Here is a 20,879-nt window from a genome sequence, read left to right as displayed (position 1 = left end):
CCCCGTCGCGCCGTCTACTATCGATAGGCCGCGCCGCGGCGGCCGGGATACGCGCGATCCGGTGGGTACCGATGTCATCAGGGGGGCAGCATGGCGAACTTGCAGGCGGAGGCAATGGCGGTCGAAGCGGAGCCGGGCGCAGAGGCCGGTGGCGGCCTGGAGGCACCGTACTCCACGCTGGAATCACGCTGGCACCAGATGTTCCCGCAACTGACCGCCGACGAGATGGAGCGCGTGCGCCGCTTCGGCACGCCGCAGAGCTGGCATGCGGGCGAGAAGCTGTTCGCCATCGGCCAGTCCGGGCGCGGCATGTACCTGGTCACCAGCGGCCGCGTGCGCGTGATGCGGCGCGACGGCCTGGGGCGCGAACACCAGATCACCGAGCAGGGGCCCGGGCACTTCCTGGCCGAGGTCGGCACCCTGGCCGGCCGGCCGGCACTGGTCGACGGCGTCGCCGTCACCGAGACCCACGGCTACGTAATCATGCCGGACCGGCTGCGCGCGCTGCTGGTGGCCGAGGCCGAACTGGGCGAGCGCATCATGCGCGCGCTGATCCTGCGCCGCGTGGGGCTGATCGAGTTCGGCAGCGGCCCGGTGCTGGTGGGCCACGGCACCGAGCCGCAACTGCTGGCGCTGCAGGCCTTCCTGCGGCGCAACGGCTACCCGCACACCGTCATCGATATCGACGCGGACCGCGACTGCTCCTTATTGCTCGACTACGCCAACGCCCCCGCGAGCGACTTTCCGCTGGTGATCTGCGCCGACGGCCGCGTGCTGCGCGCCCCGGACGAGGGGCAGCTGGCGTCGTGCCTGGGCCTGCTGCCGGAGTTCGACCCTGACCATGTCTATGACGTGGTGGTGGTCGGCGCCGGGCCGGCCGGATTGGCGACGGCGGTCTATGCCGCCTCCGAAGGCCTGTCGGTGGCGGTGATCGATTGCCGCTCGCCGGGCGGGCAGGCGGGCGCGAGCGCGCGCATCGAGAACTACCTGGGTTTCCCGACCGGCATCTCCGGACAGGCGCTGGCCGGCCGCGCGTTCGTGCAGGCGCTCAAGTTCGGCGCGCACATCGCGATTCCGCTGGAAGTGAAGGCACTGCACTGTGGGGCCGACCCGATCCGGCTGGAGCTTGCCGACGGCCGCATGGTGCCGACCCATACCGTAGTCATTGCCACCGGCGCGCAGTACCGCCGCCCCGGCATCGCCGGGCTCGAGCATTTCGAAGGCCGCGGGGTCTACTACTGGGCCTCGCCGGTGGAAGCCAAGCTGTGCAAGAACGAGCCGGCGATGCTGGTGGGCGGCGGCAATTCGGCCGGGCAGGCGGCGGTGTTCCTGGCCTCGCATGCGGCGCACGTGCATATGCTGGTGCGCGGCCCGGGCCTGGCCGCCACCATGTCGCGCTACCTGATCGACCGCATCGCCGCGCTGCCGAATATCACGCTGCATACCCATGCCCAGATCAGCGCGCTGGACGGCGACGGCTGGCTCAGCGCGGTGCACTACGATTGCCGCGCCGAGCATCCCGCGCCGGTCACCATGGCGGTGCGGCATCTGTTCCTCTTCATCGGTGCCGACCCGAATGCGACGTGGCTGCGCACCTGCCATGTCGAGGTCGATGACAAGGGCTTCGTGCGCACCGGCGGCGGCGCGCTGGGCTGCGCGTCGGCGGTGCCGTATCCGCTGCAGACCAGCGTGCCGGGGGTGTTTGCCATTGGCGATGTGCGGGCGGGATCGACCAAGCGCGTTGCCGCCGCAGTCGGCGAAGGCGCGGCGGTGGTGGCGCAGATCCACGATTACCTGGCAAAGATCCAGGCGCCTGCCTCCTACTGAGCGGCGGGCGGCTTCACCCCTGCGCCTCGCGCTCCAGCAGTTCGCGCTTGCGCGCCACGCCCCAGCGATAGCCTGACAGGTCGCCGTCGCTGCGTACCACGCGATGACAGGGAATCGCCACCGCCAGGTGGTTGGCCGCGCACGCCTGCGCCACCGCGCGCACCGCGCGCGGCGCGCCGATGCGGGCCGCAATCTCGGCGTAGCTCGCAGTGCTGCCGGCGGGGATCTCCCGCAACGCTTGCCATACGCGCTGCTGGAACGCGGTGCCGCGCACGTCCAGCGGCAGCGCCAGGCCGATCGAGGGCGCTTCGATCAGGCCGACCACCTGGGCCACGAGCTGTTCGAAGTGCGCGTCGCCGCCGATCAGGTTGGCGCGCGGGAAGCGGTCCTGCAGGTCTTGCAGCAGCGCTTGCGGATCGTCGCCCAGCAGGATTGCACAGACGCCGCGCTCGCTCTGCGCCACCAGGATCGCGCCCAGCGAGCATTGGCCGATGGCAAAGCGGATATCGATGTCGGCGCCGCCCGCGCGGTAGCGCGATGGAGTCATGCCGAGCACGGCGTCGGAGGTCTCGTAGAAGCGGCTGTTGGAGCCGAACCCGGCATCGTAGATGGCCTCGGTCACGGAGTCGCTGGTTTCCAGTTGCTCGCGCAGTTTCCTGGCCCGATGCGCGGCGGCGTACGCACGCGGGGTCAGGCCGGTGGCACTCTTGAACAGGCGGTGGAAGTGGTAGGGGCTGATGCCCGCGGCGCCGGCCAGCTCCGGCAGCGTGGGCACGGCGTCGGCGGCCTCGATGCGGCGGCAGGCGTCGGCCACCACGGCCGCGTGCCGTGCCGCCAGCGCGGGCGGCGCCGCACGGCGGCTGGGGCGGTAGCCGGCGGCTTCGGCCGCGGCGGCGTTGTCGAAGAACTCGACATTGGCCGGATGCGGCAGCCGCGACGGGCTGCTCGGCAGGCAATACACGCCGGTGGTCCTGACCGCATAGACGAAGTCGCGGTCTGCGCCCGGGTCGCGCGCCAGCACGCGCGCCCAGCGCGGATCCTGTTCGACCAGCGTGGCTTCGGCTGCCTGCGCGGAACGGCGGATGGATCGGGTCATGGATGCCTCACGCAGCGTCGTGGAAGATGATGCCGAGCGTGTAGCGCTGTCCGGCATGCAGCCGGCTGACACCATGCCGCAGGTTGACGCGATAGCTGCCGCGGCTGCCCTGCACCGGGCGCTGGCTGACCGCGAACACCACCGCATCGCCCTGGCGCAGCGCCACCACCTCGGCGCGCGACTGCATGCGCGGGCGCTGCTCGGTCAGCACGAACTCGCCGCCAGTGAAGTCGCGGCCCGGCTCCGAGAGCAGGATCGCAACCTGCAGCGGAAACACGTGCTCGCCGTACAGGTCCTGGTGCAGGCAGTTGTAGTCGCCCGGCCCGTAGCGCAGCAGCAAGGGCGTCGGCCGCGACTGGCCGGCATCGTGGCAGCGCGCAATGAAGTCCCGGTGCGCGGCGGGGTAACGGACGTCGATGCCCATGGCGGCATTCCAGCGGTTGGCCACCGGCACCAGGTGCGGGTAGAGCGCCGTGCGCAGTCCGGCCACCAGGCCGGGCAGGGGATAGCGGAAGTACTTGTATTCGCCCTGGCCGAAGCCGTGCCGACGCATCTCGATGCGCGAGCGGTACAGCGCGTCGTTGCCATAGCCGGCCGCCAGCGCGTCGCATTCCACGGCGGACAGCAGGCCGGGGATGGCGGCGCAGCCATAGTCATCGAGCTCGCGCGCGACCGCGGCCCAGCCGATGCCGTCGACCCGTGTCGCCACGTCGGTCTCATGCCGGCGCGCCACATCCGCGCCACTTGGCTGCGGGAACGGCCGGCGCGGCCCGGCCACTGCCATTTTCGGCTGCTGCATCTGGCTGTTGCCCACTGCGAATCTCCTGTCCTGTGCTTGCATGGTGCCAACTTTAGGCCGGGTCCGTGCGCGGCACACTCCGGGTCTTGCTTTTGAATTAAGTCGCCATCCTGCCTTGACAAGACAGATCTGTCTACCAATAATGAGACAGGTCTGTATCACCTGTCGTTAATCCCCACTTCAATGCCTGTCCCAAGGAGCCTCCATGTCCACACCCGTTGAAACCCGTCCGCCGCTGCCTCCGTTCACCCGCGAAACCGCCATCGCCAAGGTCCGCGCCGCCGAAGACGGCTGGAACAGCCGCGATCCGGAGCGCGTGGCGCTGGCCTATACCGTCGACAGCGCCTGGCGCAACCGCGCCGAATTCGTCAACGGCCGCGCCGATATCGTCGCGTTCCTGCAGCGCAAATGGCAGAAGGAACTGGATTACCGCCTGATCAAGGAACTATGGGTGCACGAGGAGAACCGCATCGCCGTGCGCTTTGCCTATGAATGGCACGACGATTCCGGCAACTGGTACCGGTCATACGGCAACGAGAACTGGGAATTCGATGAGGCGGGGCTGATGCGCAAGCGCTTTGCCTGCATCAACGATGCGCCGATCCGGCTGGCGGATCGCAAGTTCCACTGGCCGCTGGGCCGTCGCCCGGACGGGCATCCGGGCTTGAGCGAACTGGGCTTGTGATGGGTGTGGCCCCTCTCCCGCGCGCGGGAGAGGGGAAAATGCAAACGGCCGGCTTACTGCATCTTGTCCAGGTTGCCGATCCGCACCAGCATCTCGGTGAACATCTGCATATCGAGATTGAGGTCGGCCACTTCCTTGTACTCGCGCGCGTTGTGCGCGGTGTATTTCTTGCCCGGCATGGCCGGCCCGAAGTTGATGGCGTTGGGCATCAGCTTGGCCGTGGTACTGCCGGCGGTGGCGACCGGCTTGGCTTCCAGTCCGGTGGTATCGCCGAAGATGTTGAGCAGCGTCGACAGCCATGCACCCTTCGGATCGCGCGCCATCCAGTTGCCCTGGTCGTACTTGATCTCGACCGGCCCATGGGTGGCGGCCCAGCCGAAAATGCGCTTGGTGATCTTGCCGCCCAGTTCGTCCGGCGTGCGCCCGCGCGGCATGCGCACGTTGGTGACCACGTCGACGTATTCGCCGCGCTCGCGCACCAGCGTGGGCGACATGGTCAGCGGGCCCATGAACGGATCGCGGTAGGCCACGTCCATGCGGTTGCCCAGATAGTCCAGGCCGTACAGGTCGTTCAGGTAGCGGACCGCGTTCAGGTAGTGGTTTTCGGCAAAGCGCACCCCGCTGGCCTGCAGGAACAGCGCCAGCCGGGGCAGCGGGTTTACGCCTTCTTCGGGCCGCGAGCCGTGCGCCGAGGCGCCGGTGACCTTGACTTCGACATCGTTGCCGGCTCGCTTGACGTCGATGGAGAACTTGCCGCGCGGCGTATAGCGGCGCACGAAATCCGCGCGCGCCTGTTCCAGCGCGGCGGCCACCGCGGCCGGATCGCCGCCGGCGATGCGCGCGGTGGCGGTTTCGGGAATCGCGTTGGCCGAGGCCGCGCCGCGCATCGCGACAATGGCGGGGCCCTTGTTGTCGGCCTGGCTGGGCGCGCGCTTGTCGTCGGCCGCCTTGATGCCGAACGAGACGGTCAGCGTGCCCGCCCCTTTCTCGGCCACCACGGCCGGATACTTGCTGTCGAGCACGACGTTGTACTCGGGCAGCGTAGTGTGTTGGCGGTAGTACTTCATGCCGTCGCCACCGGTTTCCTCGGTGGTCTCGATCATCAGCCGGATGCTGCGCTCGAGCGGCACGCCGCTTTCCTTGACGGTCTTCATCGCGTACAGCACCGCGGCGATCGAGCCCTTGTCGTCGATGGTGCCGCGTCCGTACAGCAGGTCGCCGATGCGCGTCATGCGGAACGGGTCAAGCCGGGTGCCGTCGTCCAGCACCCATTCCTCAGCCACTGCCGGCACCACGTCGGCGTGGGTCAGGATGCCGAAGGTGTCCTTGCCGCCGCCGGGCAAGGTCACCTCAAACACGCGGTTGTCGACATTGCGATAGGCCAGCCCGAACTCGCGCGCCATGCCTTCGATCATCTTGCCGAACTCGATGATGGCGGGGTTCTCGTGCTGGGCGATCTTTTCCTCGCGCACGGTGCGCAACGCCACCATCCTGCCCAGCAAATCGATGGCCGCGGTCTCGTTGCGCAGCCGGTTGTAGACCCCCAGCAGCCGGGCGACGTTGACCAGGTTGTCGCCCGACAGCGGCGTCTTCGACTGCCACGCCGCCACCGCGGGCGCGACCATCGGCTCGGCCTTGGCCGCCGCCGCCATGAAGGCCGGCAGGTCGGCCTGGGCCGCCTTGGCCGCGGCCGGGCTGTTGCCGGTCAGGGCTTCCAGCGCCGGCTTCTTCAGCGTCTGCGCGTGCGCGGGAAGGGCCAGCGCGAGCGACAGCGCAAGCAGGGATGCCCACCGATGGCGGTACGGCAGGCGGCAAGGTCGGGTCATTGCGAAGGCCGGAGTCTGAGGAGATGCCGCATGATAGGGCACTCCCCGGGGTTTTCCCGAAAAAATATGCTTTTTCGTCCGCGCGGGCTGGACAGCTTCCGAACCGATAGGCGGTGCCGATCCCTCAATCATAGTCTTTGACAATCATCGCTTTTGAAACGATGAATTGTACAAATCACTTGCCGGTCTACAGAATGGGGCCTTCGCTGCAACCCGCAGCCGAACCAACCCGATCCAGAACCAGGAGTGAACTGATGCTGCAATCCCGCGAAGGCCAACGCGTTCCCAATGTCGCTTTCCGTGTGCGTGAAGACAACGAGTGGAAGACCGTCACCACCGGCGAGCTGTTCGACGGCAAGACCGTGGTGGTGTTCTCGCTGCCGGGCGCCTTCACCCCGACCTGTTCCTCGACCCACCTGCCGCGCTACAACGAACTGGCGCCGGTCTTCGCCAAGCACGGCGTCGACGACATCCTGTGCGTGTCGGTGAACGACACCTTCGTGATGAACGAATGGGCCAAGGACCAGGAGTCCGAAAACATCACCATGATCCCCGATGGCAATGGTGAGTTCACCGAAGGCATGGGCATGCTGGTGGACAAGGCCGACCTGGGCTTCGGCAAGCGCAGCTGGCGCTATGCGATGCTGGTCAAGGACGGCGTGGTGCAGAAGATGTTCATCGAGCCGGAAGAGCCGGGCGACCCGTTCAAGGTGTCCGACGCCGACACCATGCTGGCCTACATCGCCCCCGGCGCGCGCAAGCCTGACCAGGTGGTGGTGTTCTCCAAGGTCGGTTGCTCGTTCTGCGCCAAGGCCAAGCAGCTGCTCGACGACCACGGTTTCGACTACATCGACGTGCCGCTCGACAACAAGGTGCGAGGCAAGGTGCTGGGCGCCGTCTCGGGCGAGATGACCGCACCGCAGGTCTTTATCAACGGCAAGCTGATCGGCGGCGCCGAAGCGCTGCAGCAGTACCTGGCCGCCTGAGCCCCAATCAGCCGATTCCCATTCTTGCCCCGATCCACGGGGCCGGCAGTCGCCGGACCCGATGGCGCCGCCTTGCCCGAACCGCGCCGGGCAGCGCCATCCAGCCCGCTGATTGACCCAGCCTGACGCTTCAGAACACAAAGGAACCACCGCCATGACCACCATCCAGACCGACGTCGCCGTGATCGGCGCAGGCACCGCCGGCCTTGCCGCCTACCGCGCCGCGATTGCGGCGGGCAAGCGCGCCGTGATCATCGAAGGCGGCCCCTACGGCACCACCTGTGCCCGCGTGGGCTGCATGCCCTCCAAGCTGCTGATCGCCGCCGCCGAGGCCGCGCACGAACTGCGCCACACCGCGCCGTTCGGCGTGCATGTCGATGGCCAGGTCCGCATCGATGGCCGCGAGGTGATGGCGCGCGTGCGCAGCGAGCGCGACCGCTTTGTCGGCTTCGTGGTGCGCGGCGTGGAGAACATCGCGCCGGCCGACCGCATTCGCGGCTATGCCCGCTTTATCGACACCACCACGCTGGAGGTGGACGGGCATACCACCGTGCGTGCCAGCCGCGTGGTTATCGCCACCGGTTCCACGCCGGTGCTGCCGGCGCCGTTCCGGGTGTTCGGCGACCGCCTGATCGTCAATGACGATGTGTTCTCGTGGCAGGACCTGCCCGGCAGCGTGGTGGTGTTCGGCCCGGGCGTGATCGGGCTGGAGCTGGGCCAGGCGCTGTCGCGGCTGGGGGTGCGGGTGCGCGTGTTCGGGGTCAGCGGCTCGCTCGGGCCGTTGACCGACCCGGTGATCCGCGCCGACGCGGCACGCACCTTCAACCAGGAGTTCTACCTCGATCCCGATGCCAAGGTGACCGACATGGGCCGCGACGGCGACCAGGTGGTGGTGACCTATCTCGACCGCGAAGGCCGCAGCGTGACCGAGCGCTTCGACTACGCGCTGGCAGCCACCGGCCGCGCCCCCAATGTGCGCGGCCTGGCCCTGGAGAACACCGGCCTGGCGCTGGATGCGCGCGGCGTGCCGCTGTTCGACGCGCACACGCTCCAGTGCGGCAACGCGCCGGTCTTTATCGCCGGCGATGCCAACAACATCCTGCCGCTGCTGCACGAGGCCGCCGACGAAGGCAAGGCCGCCGGCGAGAACGCCGCCAGCTATCCGCAGGTGAAGCCGCTGGCGCGCCGCGCGCCGATCGCGGTGGTGTTCACGGACCCGCAGATCGCGATGGTCGGCCAGCGCTACGCGGACCTGGCGGCGCGCGGGGAGGACAGCTTCGTCACTGGTGAGGTCAGCTTCGAAGACCAGGGCCGCAGCCGCGTCATGCTGAAGAACCGGGGGCTGATGCACGTCTATGCCGACAAGACCACGGGCCGCTTCCTGGGCGCCGAATGGACCGGCCCGCGCGCCGAGAATATCGCCCACCTGCTGGCGTGGTCGTACCAGCAGGGCCTGACCATCGCGCAGATGCTGACGATGCCGTTCTACCACCCGGTGGTGGAAGAGGGCCTGCGCACCGCGCTGCGCGATGCGGCCGCCAGGCTTGAAGGCTGATCGCACGGCGATTGCTAGACAGGTCTGTCTGTCATAGTATCGAGACACGGCCGGGACGGCGCGCTGCCCCCGGCTGTTGTCCTGTTCCCGCTACCCAAGCTTTCCCCACATGGCCACGCCTTCCGCCCGCGACCGCATCCTCGACACCGCCGCCCGCCTGTTCTACCAGGAGGGCTATCGCGCCACCGGCATCGACCGGATCATTGCCGAGTCCGGCGTGGCCAAGATGTCGCTGTATCGCCATTTCGCCTCCAAGAACGCGCTGATTGCCGCGTTCCTGGCGCGCCGGCATGACGAGTGGATGGCGTGGTTCCGCCAGGACGTGGAAGCCCGCCTGGCGGCGCGGCCGCGCCTGGATGTGATCGCCGATACGCTGGCCGACTGGTTCGGCAGCGACTTCCGCGGCTGTGCCTTCATCAATGTGGTGGCCGAGGCTGGCGGCGATGCCCAGGCGCAGCAGCAGGCGGCAGCCCACAAGGCCGAACTGGAAGCCTTCATTGCCGACCTCGCGGCGCGCCTGGGCCTGCGTGCGCCACAGGCGGTCGCGGCGGAGGCGATGCTATGCATCGAGGGGATGATCGTGCGCTACCAGACGCAGCCGGATAGCGGGGTGATCGAGGCCGGGAGGCGGTTCCTTGGTCGCCTGCAGGACGATTGAAGAGATCGTCCGGGCCTATCGCCTGGGCAGCAGCATCCGGCGCGCTGCCGCATAGTCGCGCAGCGCCTCGTTCATCAGCGTTTGCCAGCCGCTGCCGGTTGCCTTGTAAGCCGCCAGCACGTCGGGATCGATGCGCAGCGTCTGATTGACCTTGCGTTCGCTGACTGGTTTGGCCGGCCTGCCGCGGCGCTTTGCCAGTGCATCGGCTTTATCCTTGCCGAGCACCTCCCGCGCTGAGCGCATCTCCTTGAACTGCTCTGTCGGCACTGACACCGCATCGCGGTCTTCCGCAATGCCGCGCGCGATGGTGGCGTCCTCTGCGGGGGTGGGGCGGATGAGGTCAGGCTTCCTGTTCATAGTCTCGCATCCCTCTTGAGTTGCCCTTACGCAGGCTGATTGCCCTCAGTGTGTCGCCGCGCAGGGTGAATACCAGGCAATACAGGCGCGCACCAATCGGTCCATATGCGATGTAACGGGTTTCGCCGTACGGTTTGCGGTCATCGATTTTCAAGAGGGCGCAATCAAAGTCCATCAACCCTGCGGCGGCCAGCGACAACCCGTGATGGCGTTGGTTGATGGCGTCCTTTGCCAAGTCAAACTCGATTTCCATTCGGATTTACTGTAGCAGCACAAAATAAGGTGGGCAATATTTTTATGCTATAGCGAAAAAATCGCGGCTGGCATCGCATAAAGCGGAAAAGCGATCACTTGGTCGACGACGTTCCATGAAAGTCGTTGTCCTATGTCTCGCTTCTGACACATTCAGGCTACAATTCTGATGTAATCACGAATCATTCCTATTCGTAATCAGAATTTTCCACTTGTGATGCCCCTTTGCGGCATCGCCACCTTTCGATCCCTGAGTGATGCCTCTGCACCCGACCCCGCGGGCGAAGCCACGCTTTGCCCGCTCCGCGCTTGCCACCCCATGCCGCCTTTCCCTGACCACCCTCGTGCTGAGCCTGCAGGCCGGCGGCGTGTTTGCGCAATCCGGCGAGAGCCCTGTGCCTGCCGCGCCGGCGACCGCAGCCGCGGCGGAATTGCCGGCCGTCACGGTGCGCGCCAACAGCGACGATGAAACCGCCACGGGCCCGGTCCACGGCTTTGTCGCCAAACGCAGCGCCACCGCCACCAAGACCGACACGCCCGTGATGGAGACGCCCCAGTCGATCACCGTCATCACGCGCGACCGCATGGAGGCGCAGGGTGCGCAGAGCGTGCAGCAGGCCATCGGCTATAGCGCCGGGGTCTACGCCGGTCCCTACGGCAATGACGCGCGCGGTGACTGGGGCAAGTTCCGTGGCACGGACTTCACGCAGTATCGCGATGGCTTGCTGAACCAGGTCGGCTTCTACAACAACGTGCGTCCCGACGTATACGCCCTGGAGCGCATCGACGTGCTGCGCGGGCCGTCGTCGATGCTGTTCGGGCAGGGCGCGGTCGGCGGCATCCTGAACCTCGTCAGCAAGCGTCCGCAACCGGAAGCGGCGCGCGAGATCGGGGTGCAGTTCGGCAACTACAACCGCAAGCAGGTGCAGGCCGACGTGACCGGGCCGCTCGATGCGGACGGCAAGTGGCTGTACCGCCTGGTGGCGCTGGCGCGCGACAGCGACACGCAGGTGGACTACGTACAGGACAACCGCTACCTGCTCGCGCCGTCGCTGACATGGCGGCCGACCCAGGACACCTCGCTGACGCTGCTGGCCAACTTCCAGCGCGACGTGAGCGGGACTTCGGTCGGTTTCTTCCCGTGGCGCGGCACGCTGACTCCGAACCCGGGCGGGCAGATTCCCGACCACCTGTTCATCAGCGAACCCGGCTTTGACCGCTACACCGCAGAGCAGCAGTCGGTCGGCTACGAATTCCAGCACAAGTTCAACGACACCGTGACGGTGCGGCAGAACCTGCGCTACTCGCACAGCTCGGTGGACTACCGCAGCATCTATGCCGCCGGATTCAACGGCGCCGGCCATGGCTGGGTGCCCGGCAGCAATTCGCTGCTGCGCCGCACGGTGTACGTCAGCCAGCCGACGTTGAACTCGTTTGCCGTCGACACGCAGGCGCAGACCAACTTCCGCACCGGCCCGGTCCAGCACACGCTGCTGACCGGCGTGGACTACCAGCACTCGGAAATCACCGGTAACGCCGGGGTGGGCGGGACTGCCGCGCCGCTCAATATCTTCAACCCGGTCTACGGCAATTTCACGCTGCCGGGCACGCGGGCCCTGAATCCCGCCACGCAGGCGCAGACCGGCCTGTACGTGCAGGACCAGCTGGCCTGGAACAAGTGGCTGCTGATGCTGGGGCTGCGCTATGACTGGTCGCGCGCCGCGCAGGACAACACGCCGTCGGCCAGCCGCGACGACAGCGAGCTGACCAAGCGCGCCGGCCTGATGTACCGCTCGGACATCGGCCTGAACCCGTACGTCAGCTACTCCGAGTCGTTCCAGGGGCTGGCCGGCTTCAACAAGGCCAACCAGGCCTTCAAGCCGCTGCGCGGCTCGCAGTGGGAGGCGGGCATCAAGTACCAGCCGCCGGGCAAGAACGCCACGCTGACCATCGCGGCGTTCGACATGCGCGAGAAGAACCGCAAGACCGCCGGCGTGGTCAACGGCATTCCCGATTCGGTGCAGGTGGGCGAGGCGCGCACGCGCGGCATCGAGGTGGAGGCACTGGCGTCGCTGACGAACCGCCTCGACGTGATCGCGACCTACACCTACCTGGATGCGCGCGTGACCGACGGCACCCCGGCCGAGGTCGGCAAGAAGCTGGCGAGCACGCCGTCGAACATGGCATCGCTGTGGGCCAACTATCGCTTCAAGCTGTTCGGGATACCGGGCTTCGTGGCGGGCGGCGGCTTGCGCTACGTCGGGCCCAGCTATGACGGCAACGATCAGAACCGGGTGGGCGGCGTGACGCTGTACGACGCCATGATCGCCTATGACCACGGCCCCCTGCGGGTCGCGCTGAACGCCAACAACCTGTTCGACAAGCAGTTCCTGACCACCTGCCTCGCGCGCGGCGATTGCTACTTCGGTGCGCGCCGCACGGTGGTGGGCACGGTCACCTATCGCTTCTGAGCGGGAATGGCGCAAAGAATCGAGCCCCCGGCCGGGGTGGTCGGGGGCCCGATCAGCAATCAGACGCCCGTCGGCGTCCAGCAACGAGTGTAGTCCGGAAAATCGCCATGGCAAGGGCAGCGGCGGATCGGGCATGCCGCCGCTTGCGCCCGTCGCGCTAATCCGCGTCGGGAATGGGCGCTCCCTGCACTTTGGGCGCCGGCTCGGACTGCATGGCATGGGCCGGCAACAGGCGCAGGAAGGTGCGGGCGATCTCCGGGTCCCGGCACGTCAGCCAGTCGTCCCACTGTGCGCGCGGCACGATGACCACGGCGCGCTTCTCGTCGCCCGGCTTGTGGAAGCGCTGCAGCAGCGCGTGCTGCGCCGAGTTGACGGTCAGCATGGTGAAGGACAGCGCCTGGTCCGGCCAGCCGCGCCACAGCCCGGCAATGCCGAAGGCCGGCTCGCCGGGCAGCCAGACGCGCCAGCGCACCGGCTTGCCCGGCGCCGCACCGTCCGCCGCATCCTCGGGGTACGCAAACTCATAGAACGCCGTGGCCGGTATCAGGCAGAACTGGCCCTGGCGCCAGTAGCGCGCGAAGGCGGGTCGCTCGCCCACGGTTTCGCTGCGGGCATTGGTGGTGTCGTAACGCCGTGCGCCCGGTGGAATGCGCGAGCGCGGCACCATGCCGAACGAGGCCAGGTCGGCGCTGCGTGCACCGCCGTCATCGGCGCGCACGATCGGCGCTGCATAGTCGGGGTAGGTCTCGGCCTTGTACCCGCCCGCGGGTGGCTCAACGCCGAAGATTTCCCGCAGGATGCGGCGCTGGACCGGGGCATAGTTGGTGCACATGCGCTGTCTCCCGAAGGTGATGCCCGTATCGTGTGGGGCCGGGGGCGCCGCGTCAAGGTCGCTTCGGCGCCCCGTTCGCATGGCAGGGATGGCAAAAACCGTCAGCCGCGCTGGCGGATTCGGTTATTGCCGGATCGGCGCGCCGTGGCGCACACTCTTGCGGCAGCCGTGGCGTGGCCAACGCGCACGGCCACCGACTACAAGGCACAAGCCGGATTCAGGAGACTTCATGCGCGACTACGCCCAAGCTTTCGACGGATTTTCCTATGACGACGCCGTGGCCCGACAGCTGCACGGCAGCCTGGCGGCGATGAACGCCTGCGTCGAATGCTGCGACCGGCACGCACAGCCCGGCCGCATTGCGCTGAACTGGGAAGGGCGCAACGGCGATGCGCGCAGCTGGACCTTTGCCGAACTGCAGGCGCTGTCGGCACAGTTCGCTGGCTTCCTCCAGGCGCAGGGCGTGCAGCCGGGCGACCGCGTCGCCGGCTTGCTGCCGCGCAACGCCGAACTGCTGGTGACGATCCTCGGCACGTGGCGCGCCGGGGCCGTGTACCAGCCGCTGTTCACCGCCTTTGGCCCCAAGGCCATCGAGCACCGGCTCAATGCGTCGGGCGCAAAGATGGTGGTCACCGATACCGCCAACCGGCCCAAGCTGGACGAGGTAGCGGGATGTCCTGCCATCGTCACCGTGGCCGGCACCCAGGGCAGCACGGCGCAACACGCCGTGAGCGCGGGCGATTTCAGCTTCTGGGCGGAGTTGGCACGCCAGCCGGCATCGTTCGCGCCGGTGATGCGGCGCGGCGACGACCCCTTCCTGATGATGTTCACCTCCGGCACCACCGGCCCGGCCAAGCCGCTGCTGGTGCCGCTCAAGGCCATTGCGGCGTTTGCCGGCTATATGCGCGACGCGGTCGACCTGCGCGACGACGACGCGTTCTGGAACCTGGCCGACCCGGGCTGGGCCTACGGCCTGTACTACGCCGTCACCGGACCGCTGTCGCTGGGCCATGCCACCACGTTCTACGACGGCTCGTTCACCGTCGACAGCACTTGCCGCGTGATCCGCAAATACGGCATCACCAACCTGGCCGGGTCGCCCACGGCGTACCGGCTGCTGATCGCGGCGGGCGAAGCCGTGTCCGGCCCGCTGCGCGGGCAGCTGCGCGCCGTGAGCAGCGCCGGCGAGCCGCTCAACCCCGAAGTGATCCGCTGGTTCGCCAGCGAGCTGGGCGTCACCATCCATGACCACTATGGCCAGACCGAGCTGGGCATGGTGCTGTGCAACCACCACGCCCTGGCCCACCCGGTACGCATGGGTGCGGCCGGCTTTGCCAGCCCCGGGCACCGCGTGGTGGTGGTCGACGACGCACTGCGCGAACTGCCAGCCGGCCAGCCGGGCACGCTGGCGCTGGACCTGAAGCGCTCGCCAATGTGCTGGTTCGGCGGCTACCACGGCACGCCTACCAGCGCCTTTGCCGGCGACTATTACCTGACCGGCGATTCCGCCGAGCTCAACGACGACGGCAGCATCAGCTTTATCGGCCGCGCCGACGACGTCATCACCACCTCGGGCTACCGGGTCGGGCCGTTCGACGTGGAAAGCGCGCTGATCGAGCACCCGGCGGTAGTCGAGGCCGCGGTGATCGGCAAGCCAGACCCCGAGCGTACCGAACTGATCAAGGCCTTCGTGGTGCTGGATCCGCAGCATCCGGCCTCGCCCGAACTGGCCGAGACCCTGCGCCTGCACGTGCGCCAGCGCCTGGCTGCCCATGCCTACCCGCGCGAGATCGAGTTCGTCGCCGAACTGCCCAAGACCCCCAGCGGCAAGGTCCAGCGCTTTATCCTGCGCAACCAGGAAGTCGCACGCGCGCGCGAGGCCGCGGGCGCCTGAGCCTTGCCGTACCGGCTGGCGGGGGCAGGGCCCGCCGGGCCCGCGGCGGACCGCTTCCTATAATGAGGAAGCGGTTGCCGGGGTCCCGGGGGTGAAGGAGGCCGCGGCGCCGCTCCCGCGCGCCTGCAGGCAGGGGCGCGCATCCCTCCATCTCCAGACCAACCGGCGAGGCGACAACATGCAGAGTAGCGAAGCGGTGCTGACGCAGGCGCGCGCAGCCCTGGCCCATGTGCCCTATCAGGGCCATGTCCTCCATCCCACCATCCATCTGCGGCTCTCGGACGGGGCGCTGATCCTCGAGGGCGAGGTGGCCGATATCGTCGACAAGACCCGGGCCGCGGCGACGCTGCGGCGCGTGGACGGCGTCACCAGCGTGATCGACCACCTGCGCGTGACCGACGGCGGCGCCCCGGTCGGCGACGGCGAACTGCGCGACGCGGTGTGCGAGCGCCTGCTCAATGCCGTCGAATTCCACAGTTGCAAGATTTGCGCGCGCGTCAAGGGCAAGCCGGAGGCCATGCGCGAGCCGGTGAACGAACGCAACGGCTGGATCGAGGTCGCGGTGCAGGACGGCGTGGTGACGCTGTGGGGGCAGGTGATCAGCCTGTCGCACATGCGCCTGGCCGGCGTGCTGGCGTGGTGGTCGCGGGGCTGCCGCTGCGTGGTCAACGAACTGGTGGTGGCGCCCGCCGAGACCGACCGCGACGATGAAATCACCGAGGCGCTGATGCTGGTGCTGGAGACCGATCCCTTCGTGGATGCCGCCCAGGTCAGCGCGCATACCCAGGACCGCGTGGTGACGCTGGAGGGCTGCGTCAACAGCGAGCGCACGCGCCGCCAGGCCGAGCGCGATGCGTGGTACGTGCAGGGCGTCGAGGACGTGGTCAACCACATCTCGCTGCGCCCCTGAGCGCGGACGCGGGACCGGCTACCGGTGCGCGCCGCGCTGCGCGGCGGTGTCTTCCATGCGCCAGTAGCGCCGCCGCGCCCGCAGCGCAAAGCGGGCGCGGTAGTCCGACATCGACATGCCGGTGGCACGCTGGAACAGCCGGCGGAACGCCGCGGCATCGCTGTAGCCGCACGCCTCGGCAATGGCATGGGTGCCGTGCAGCGTGACTTCCAGCAGCATGCGTGCGCGTTCCACGCGCAGCGTGTGCAGGTAGTCCAGCGGCGTCATGCCGGTGACCTGGCGGAAATGCCGCAGCAGCGTGCGTTCGCTGACCGCCGCCGCCTGTGCCACGGCGGCGAGCCGGTAGGGCTCGGACACATGGTCGCGCAGCCATTGGATGGCGCGGTAGACCGGGCTGTCGGCGGTGCGGCCGAGCCAGCGTTGCGACACCAGCGCCGGCACGCTGCGCTGGCGCTCGGGCTGGAACAGCATCAGCCGCGACGCCGCCTGCGCCAGGTCAGGGTCGTGCAGGTGTCCCAGCACGCGCAGCATGAACTCCACCTGCAGCGCGGGCGCCACGCAGGAAAACACTTGCCCGTGCACGCTCATGGCCGCGTCGCTGGCCAGATCGCAATGCGGGTACTGGCGCGCCATCCAGCTCTGGAACATCCACGGCGCCCCCACGCTGGCGCCATCCAGCAGGCCCAGCTGCAGCGGCAGGGCCATCCCCGATGCACACGCGGCGATCCAGCCGCCGGCGCGCGCATGGCGCTCCACCAGGCGCAGCGCCGCGGCATCGCGCAGCACCAGCTCGCCCAGCTGCGGCGCATTGCTGGCCAGCAGCGCGGGAATGACCAGCAGCGTGCGGCTGCCCGGCGCACGCGCGCGCCGCGTCGACGACACCAGCCCGGGCAGCTCCGTGGCCAGCGTGCGGCCGTTGGCGCCGCACAGTTGCCAGCTCAGCGTCGGCGCGGCGTCGGGGCGCTGCAGGCTGGCCACGCCTGCCACCGTGCGCAGCACGTCGAGCGTGGTGAACAGGCTGCCGGGCATGGCTTGCGGCAGCCACAGCAGGCGCACGTGCAGCGGGACGTTCTGTGACGATGGCGCGATGGAGGTGGCGGAGGCGGTGGGGGCTGGCATGCCTTGGGGCGGTTCGCATGGTTGGGGGTGCCGGGGGCGGCGGGACGCCTTGGCGGGATCGGCATCCGGATTGGCGATATTGAACCTCCCCATAGTGGCTGGCAAGGACTAGCATCGTGCCGTTGTGCCGCGGCGAAAGGCCAGGACCGCGGCACCGCCAACAAGACCACACCGAGGAGATTCCATGCCGTTTTCCGTTCGCCACGTTGCCATTGCCGCTGCCCTGACGCTTGCCGGGGCCGGCACGGCGGCCAGTGCCGCGCAGCCCGATGCCGTGCTGCTGTCGGCCGCGCAGGCCGCACAACCCAGGGTCGTGCAGTCGCTCAAGGAGATGGTGTCGATCGAATCCGGCAGCGCTAATGCAAAGGGGCTGGCGCAGATGGCCAGCTATACCGAGAAGCGCCTGCAGGCGCTGGGTGCAAAGGTGGAGCGCCTGCCCGTGACCAAGGGCCCGGGCACCATGGTCAAGGCCACCTTCACCGGCACCGGCAAGCGCCGCGTCATGCTGATTGCCCACCTTGACACCGTGTACCCCGACAACACGCTGGCGACGCAGCCGATCCGCGAGGAAGGCAACCGGCTCTATGGCCCGGGTATTGCCGACGACAAGGGCGGCATCGCCGTGATCCTGCACTCGCTCGAGATCCTGAAGCAGCAGGGCTGGCGCGACTACGCGCAGATCACGGTGCTGTTCAACCCGGACGAGGAGGTCGGCTCGGTCGGTTCGGCCGAAACCATCGCCACGCTGGCGGCGCAGCATGACGTGGTGCTGTCGTGCGAGCCCACCGCGGCCAAGGACGTGGTCAAGGCCGAGGCCCTGCTGCTGGGCGCCTCCGGCACCGCCACCGCCACCATGCAGGTCAAGGGCCGCGCCTCCCACGCCGGCGCCGCTCCGGAGCGCGGCCGCAATGCGCTGATCGAGCTGGCCCACCAGCTGCAGCAGACCCGCGACGCGGCCAGCCTGGTGCCGGGCTCGCAGCTGAACTGGACCCAGGCCCAGGCCGGCACGGTGCGCAACCAGATCCCGGAAAGCGCCGTGGCCTATGGCGACGTGCGCACCACGGCAGCCGGTGCCGCCGAAAAGCTGAAGGTGGCGCTGCAGGACAAGGTCAAGTCCAGCCAGCTGGTACCCGACACCCACACCACGGTGACGATGGAAGAGGGCCGTCCGCCGTTCGTGGCCGACGCGCGCGGCCGCGCGCTCGCCAAGCGCGCGCAGGAAATCTATGCCGAACTGGACGGCCGCACGCTGGCGCTGGCCGAGGGCACCGGCGGCGCCACCGACGCCAGCTACGCGGCTCGCTCGGGCAAGCCCGCGGTGGTGGAAAGCTTCGGCCTGGCGGGCTTCGGCTACCACGCGCGCGATGAATATATCGAACTGGATTCGATCGTGCCGCGCCTGTACCTGATGACGCGGATCCTGCAGGATATTGGCCGCAACTGAGCCGTCGCCACCGAGCCCGCCCCCGGGCTTTCCCCCATCCCGGCAAAGGCCAGCCACAGGCCTGCTACAGTGTCATGGCCGCCTGCCTGGCGGCCATGACAAAAGAGCATCCGGGGAGACAGCAGATGAATCGCAAAGGCCTGGTCGACGCCGCCATGGCGCTGGAAGACCTGGCGGCCGGCAACACGCCCGCGCCCGCCCAGGTGGCGGCGGGCGCCGCCGCACTGGAGAAGATCCATGCCGATTTCCCGGCCTGGCGCGACGTGGGCGATGCGCTGTTCGGCCTGAAGGCGCTGGCCGGCGGCAGCGGCATGGGGCTTGACGCGAAGGGGCGCCAGCGCGCCGGCCGGCTGGCCGATGTGGTGCGCAGCCTGATCGACCAGATCTGACCGCCCGCACCTGAGCGGCCGCGCGGCTACAGCATCGACTCGATCGGCAGGATCGACAGGAGCCAGATGCCGAGACGGCGCCACCAGCTGGTGTTCGGCTCGGTATCGTGGCGGATGACTTCATCGCCGCGCCGTTCCAGCCAGTAGAGCTGGCCGGACTCATCCAGCTTGACCTGGTACGCCGCTTGCGGAACCACGCTGGCGAAGGTGGATTCGATCCGGCCCGCCAGGTCTGGACTGTCGATGATGAAGCCGAGTTCGGTGTTGAGCATGGCCGAACGAGGATCGAAATTGAACGAGCCCACGAAGACCCGGCTGCCATCGACCGCAAAGGTCTTGGCGTGCAGGCTGGAGCCCGAGCTGCCGAAGGGTCCGGCGCGCTCTTCCTTCTTGCGGGGCGCCGCCGCGCGGCGCAGTTCGTACAGGTCCACGCCGGCCTCGAGCAGGGCCTTGCGCCGCTTGGCATAGCCCGAATGCACGGCGGCCACATCGGTGGCCTCCAGCGCATTGGTCAGCACGCGTACCGCGACGCCGCGCCCGGCCATATCGGCGAAATAGGACGTGCCGCCGGTCGACGGCACGAAGTAGGGCGAGACCAGGTCGAGCTCGCGCTGCGGCTCGCCCAGGATTTCGCGCAGCTGGTGCGCCACCAGCGTGCTGCGCGAGGCCTCGCCCAGCGCCTTGGCGGGGTTGTCGCTGACCATGCGCGTGCTTGCCCACTGGAACTGCAGCGTGCCGTCCAGCATCCGCCGTACGTCGGGCAGTTCGCGCACCGCGGCCAGGTAGGCCGCCGCGGCCGGGTTGCGCTCGACCTCGCGGGCGTGCCCGGCCAGCGCCTGCAGCCGCTCCACGCTGACCGGCGGCAGCAGCCGGTCGACCGGGTAGGCCGACGCACTGGACCAGTAGCGGTCGAAATCCTGCGCCACGTCGCCGGCCGCGGGCCCGACGGCGATCACGTCGAGGTCGGCGAACAGCACGCCGTCGGTGGCGCCGAAGTATTCGTCGCCGACATTGCGCCCGCCGATGATGGTGGCGACGCCGTCGGCGGTGAACGACTTGTTGTGCATGCGCCGGTTCAGGCGCCGGAAATCGGTCAGGAAATTGAGCGCCTTGGGGTGGCGGATCACGAACGGGTTGAAGATCCGCACTTCGACATGGGGATGCGCATCCAGCGCGGCCAGCAGTTCGTCCATGCCGGCAATGCCGTTGTCATCGAGCAGCAGGCGCACGCGCACGCCACGATCGGCGGCCTCGTGCAGGGCCTCGAGCAGCAGCGTGCCGGTCAGGTCATCGCGCCAGATGTAGTACTGCACGTCGAGCGTGCGCTGCGCGGTGCGTGCCAGCTGCACGCGCGCGGCAAAGGCGGCGTAGGCGTTCTCCAGCGGGTGGATGCCGCTCAGCCCCGGATGCCGCGCCGCTTCGCCGGCCAGCGCCTGGCCCAGCGGCGTGGCCCGGGCTTCGGCCGGCGTCAGCGCAGACGATTCGGTGCGGGGATCGAGGGGTGGCAGCGCGCAGCCGCCGAGCAGGGCGGCGCAGCACAGCATCAGCGAACTGGCGCGCAGGCGGCGGTGGGGGACGAATGCGGCGTCGGTCGGCAATGGCATTGGGCGTCGGGGCGGCCCCGTTGCGGGGCCCTGGGGTGGCGGCGATGGCGCCATGTTGCCATGGCGCGCCGCGGGCGTCGCGATTCGGGCAGTCGGAATGCGGCTGCGCCATGCACCAGACTGCGCCCTGCGTGCGCCATGGCGAAGCATGGCAGGGCAAAAGCCGTCGAGTCGT

18 protein-coding genes are annotated in these 20,879 nt (G+C 68.6%); 10 read left to right on the top strand and 8 right to left on the bottom strand.

The window, feature by feature from the left end; translation table 11 throughout:
- Nucleotides 1–90: 90 nt before the first annotated feature.
- A complete protein-coding gene (locus GA0116996_RS14600) occupies nt 91–1,827 on the top strand; it encodes an FAD-dependent oxidoreductase (RefSeq protein WP_092312733.1) in 1,737 nt (578 codons plus the stop codon).
- 13 nt (nt 1,828–1,840) lie between these two features.
- On the opposite strand, the gene ada is transcribed toward GA0116996_RS14600, so the two are convergent.
- Entirely contained in the window at nt 1,841–2,923 is a 1,083-nt protein-coding gene (gene ada, locus GA0116996_RS14595) for a bifunctional DNA-binding transcriptional regulator/O6-methylguanine-DNA methyltransferase Ada (protein ID WP_092312730.1), read from the bottom strand.
- Between the two features lie 7 nt (nt 2,924–2,930).
- Complete coding sequence (locus GA0116996_RS14590) at nt 2,931–3,737, bottom strand: 2OG-Fe(II) oxygenase (protein WP_092312727.1); 807 nt, start codon at nt 3,735–3,737, stop codon at nt 2,931–2,933.
- A gap of 190 nt (nt 3,738–3,927) precedes the next feature.
- Between GA0116996_RS14590 and GA0116996_RS14585 the strand changes: the two genes are divergently transcribed.
- Complete coding sequence (locus tag GA0116996_RS14585; protein ID WP_092312724.1) at nt 3,928–4,407, top strand: nuclear transport factor 2 family protein; 480 nt, start codon at nt 3,928–3,930, stop codon at nt 4,405–4,407.
- Nucleotides 4,408–4,460: 53 nt separating this feature from the next.
- Here the strand turns inward: GA0116996_RS14585 and GA0116996_RS14580 are convergent, their stop codons facing one another.
- Nucleotides 4,461–6,233: a dipeptidase gene (locus GA0116996_RS14580; RefSeq protein WP_092312721.1), complete on the bottom strand. Its 1,773-nt coding sequence runs from the start codon at nt 6,231–6,233 to the stop codon at nt 4,461–4,463.
- Nucleotides 6,234–6,487: 254 nt separating this feature from the next.
- Here GA0116996_RS14580 and GA0116996_RS14575 point away from each other — a divergent pair, with 254 nt between their 5' ends.
- The 3 genes from GA0116996_RS14575 (at nt 6,488) to GA0116996_RS14565 (ending at nt 9,432) form a co-directional block, all read left to right on the top strand.
- Nucleotides 6,488–7,219, top strand: coding sequence for a glutathione peroxidase (locus GA0116996_RS14575; RefSeq protein ID WP_092312718.1), 732 nt, complete (start codon nt 6,488–6,490; stop codon nt 7,217–7,219).
- 154 nt (nt 7,220–7,373) lie between these two features.
- The gene (locus tag GA0116996_RS14570) at nt 7,374–8,774 is read left to right on the top strand and encodes a dihydrolipoyl dehydrogenase (RefSeq protein WP_092312715.1); all 1,401 of its coding nucleotides are present in this window, start codon (nt 7,374–7,376) and stop codon (nt 8,772–8,774) included.
- A 109-nt stretch (nt 8,775–8,883) separates the two neighbouring features.
- Complete coding sequence (locus tag GA0116996_RS14565; RefSeq protein WP_092312712.1) at nt 8,884–9,432, top strand: TetR/AcrR family transcriptional regulator; 549 nt, start codon at nt 8,884–8,886, stop codon at nt 9,430–9,432.
- Nucleotides 9,433–9,447: 15 nt separating this feature from the next.
- On the opposite strand, the gene GA0116996_RS14560 is transcribed toward GA0116996_RS14565, so the two are convergent.
- On the bottom strand, nt 9,448–9,789 hold the full coding sequence (locus GA0116996_RS14560; RefSeq protein ID WP_092312709.1) for a BrnA antitoxin family protein: 342 nt from the start codon (nt 9,787–9,789) through the stop codon (nt 9,448–9,450).
- Nucleotides 9,773–10,042 (bottom strand): BrnT family toxin, encoded by a 270-nt coding sequence (locus GA0116996_RS14555; RefSeq protein ID WP_092312706.1) that lies wholly within the window; start codon nt 10,040–10,042, stop codon nt 9,773–9,775. Before GA0116996_RS14555 ends, GA0116996_RS14560 begins: the two co-directional genes overlap by 17 nt.
- A 256-nt stretch (nt 10,043–10,298) precedes the next feature.
- Between GA0116996_RS14555 and GA0116996_RS14550 the strand changes: the two genes are divergently transcribed.
- A complete protein-coding gene (locus tag GA0116996_RS14550) occupies nt 10,299–12,512 on the top strand; it encodes a TonB-dependent siderophore receptor (RefSeq protein ID WP_092312703.1) in 2,214 nt (737 codons plus the stop codon).
- 157 nt (nt 12,513–12,669) lie between these two features.
- Here GA0116996_RS14550 and GA0116996_RS14545 read toward each other — a convergent pair whose 3' ends face one another.
- Nucleotides 12,670–13,344: an SOS response-associated peptidase gene (locus tag GA0116996_RS14545; RefSeq protein ID WP_092312700.1), complete on the bottom strand. Its 675-nt coding sequence runs from the start codon at nt 13,342–13,344 to the stop codon at nt 12,670–12,672.
- Between the two features lie 229 nt (nt 13,345–13,573).
- On the opposite strand from GA0116996_RS14545, the gene GA0116996_RS14540 reads away from it, so the two are divergent.
- Both GA0116996_RS14540 and GA0116996_RS14535 read left to right on the top strand, forming a co-directional pair.
- On the top strand, nt 13,574–15,238 hold the full coding sequence (locus GA0116996_RS14540) for an AMP-binding protein (protein WP_092312697.1): 1,665 nt from the start codon (nt 13,574–13,576) through the stop codon (nt 15,236–15,238).
- 178 nt (nt 15,239–15,416) lie between these two features.
- Nucleotides 15,417–16,148: a BON domain-containing protein gene (locus GA0116996_RS14535; RefSeq protein WP_092312694.1), complete on the top strand. Its 732-nt coding sequence runs from the start codon at nt 15,417–15,419 to the stop codon at nt 16,146–16,148.
- An 18-nt stretch (nt 16,149–16,166) separates the two neighbouring features.
- Here the strand turns inward: GA0116996_RS14535 and GA0116996_RS14530 are convergent, their stop codons facing one another.
- Nucleotides 16,167–17,267 (bottom strand): GlxA family transcriptional regulator, encoded by a 1,101-nt coding sequence (locus GA0116996_RS14530; protein WP_092312691.1) that lies wholly within the window; start codon nt 17,265–17,267, stop codon nt 16,167–16,169.
- A 184-nt stretch (nt 17,268–17,451) separates the two neighbouring features.
- Between GA0116996_RS14530 and GA0116996_RS14525 the strand changes: the two genes are divergently transcribed.
- Complete coding sequence (locus GA0116996_RS14525; RefSeq protein ID WP_092312688.1) at nt 17,452–18,711, top strand: M20/M25/M40 family metallo-hydrolase; 1,260 nt, start codon at nt 17,452–17,454, stop codon at nt 18,709–18,711.
- 125 nt (nt 18,712–18,836) lie between these two features.
- Nucleotides 18,837–19,100 carry a hypothetical protein gene (locus GA0116996_RS14520; protein WP_092312685.1) on the top strand — a complete coding sequence of 88 codons (264 nt, stop codon included), beginning with the start codon at nt 18,837–18,839 and terminating at the stop codon, nt 19,098–19,100.
- A gap of 26 nt (nt 19,101–19,126) precedes the next feature.
- Here the strand turns inward: GA0116996_RS14520 and GA0116996_RS14515 are convergent, their stop codons facing one another.
- The gene (locus GA0116996_RS14515) at nt 19,127–20,704 is read right to left on the bottom strand and encodes a phospholipase D family protein (RefSeq protein ID WP_092312682.1); all 1,578 of its coding nucleotides are present in this window, start codon (nt 20,702–20,704) and stop codon (nt 19,127–19,129) included.
- Between the last annotated feature and the right edge of the window lie 175 nt (nt 20,705–20,879).

It is taken from the genome of Cupriavidus alkaliphilus (assembly GCF_900094595.1).
Taxonomy (GTDB): domain Bacteria; phylum Pseudomonadota; class Gammaproteobacteria; order Burkholderiales; family Burkholderiaceae; genus Cupriavidus; species Cupriavidus alkaliphilus.
This window is presented reverse-complemented; position numbering and strand designations above follow the sequence as displayed.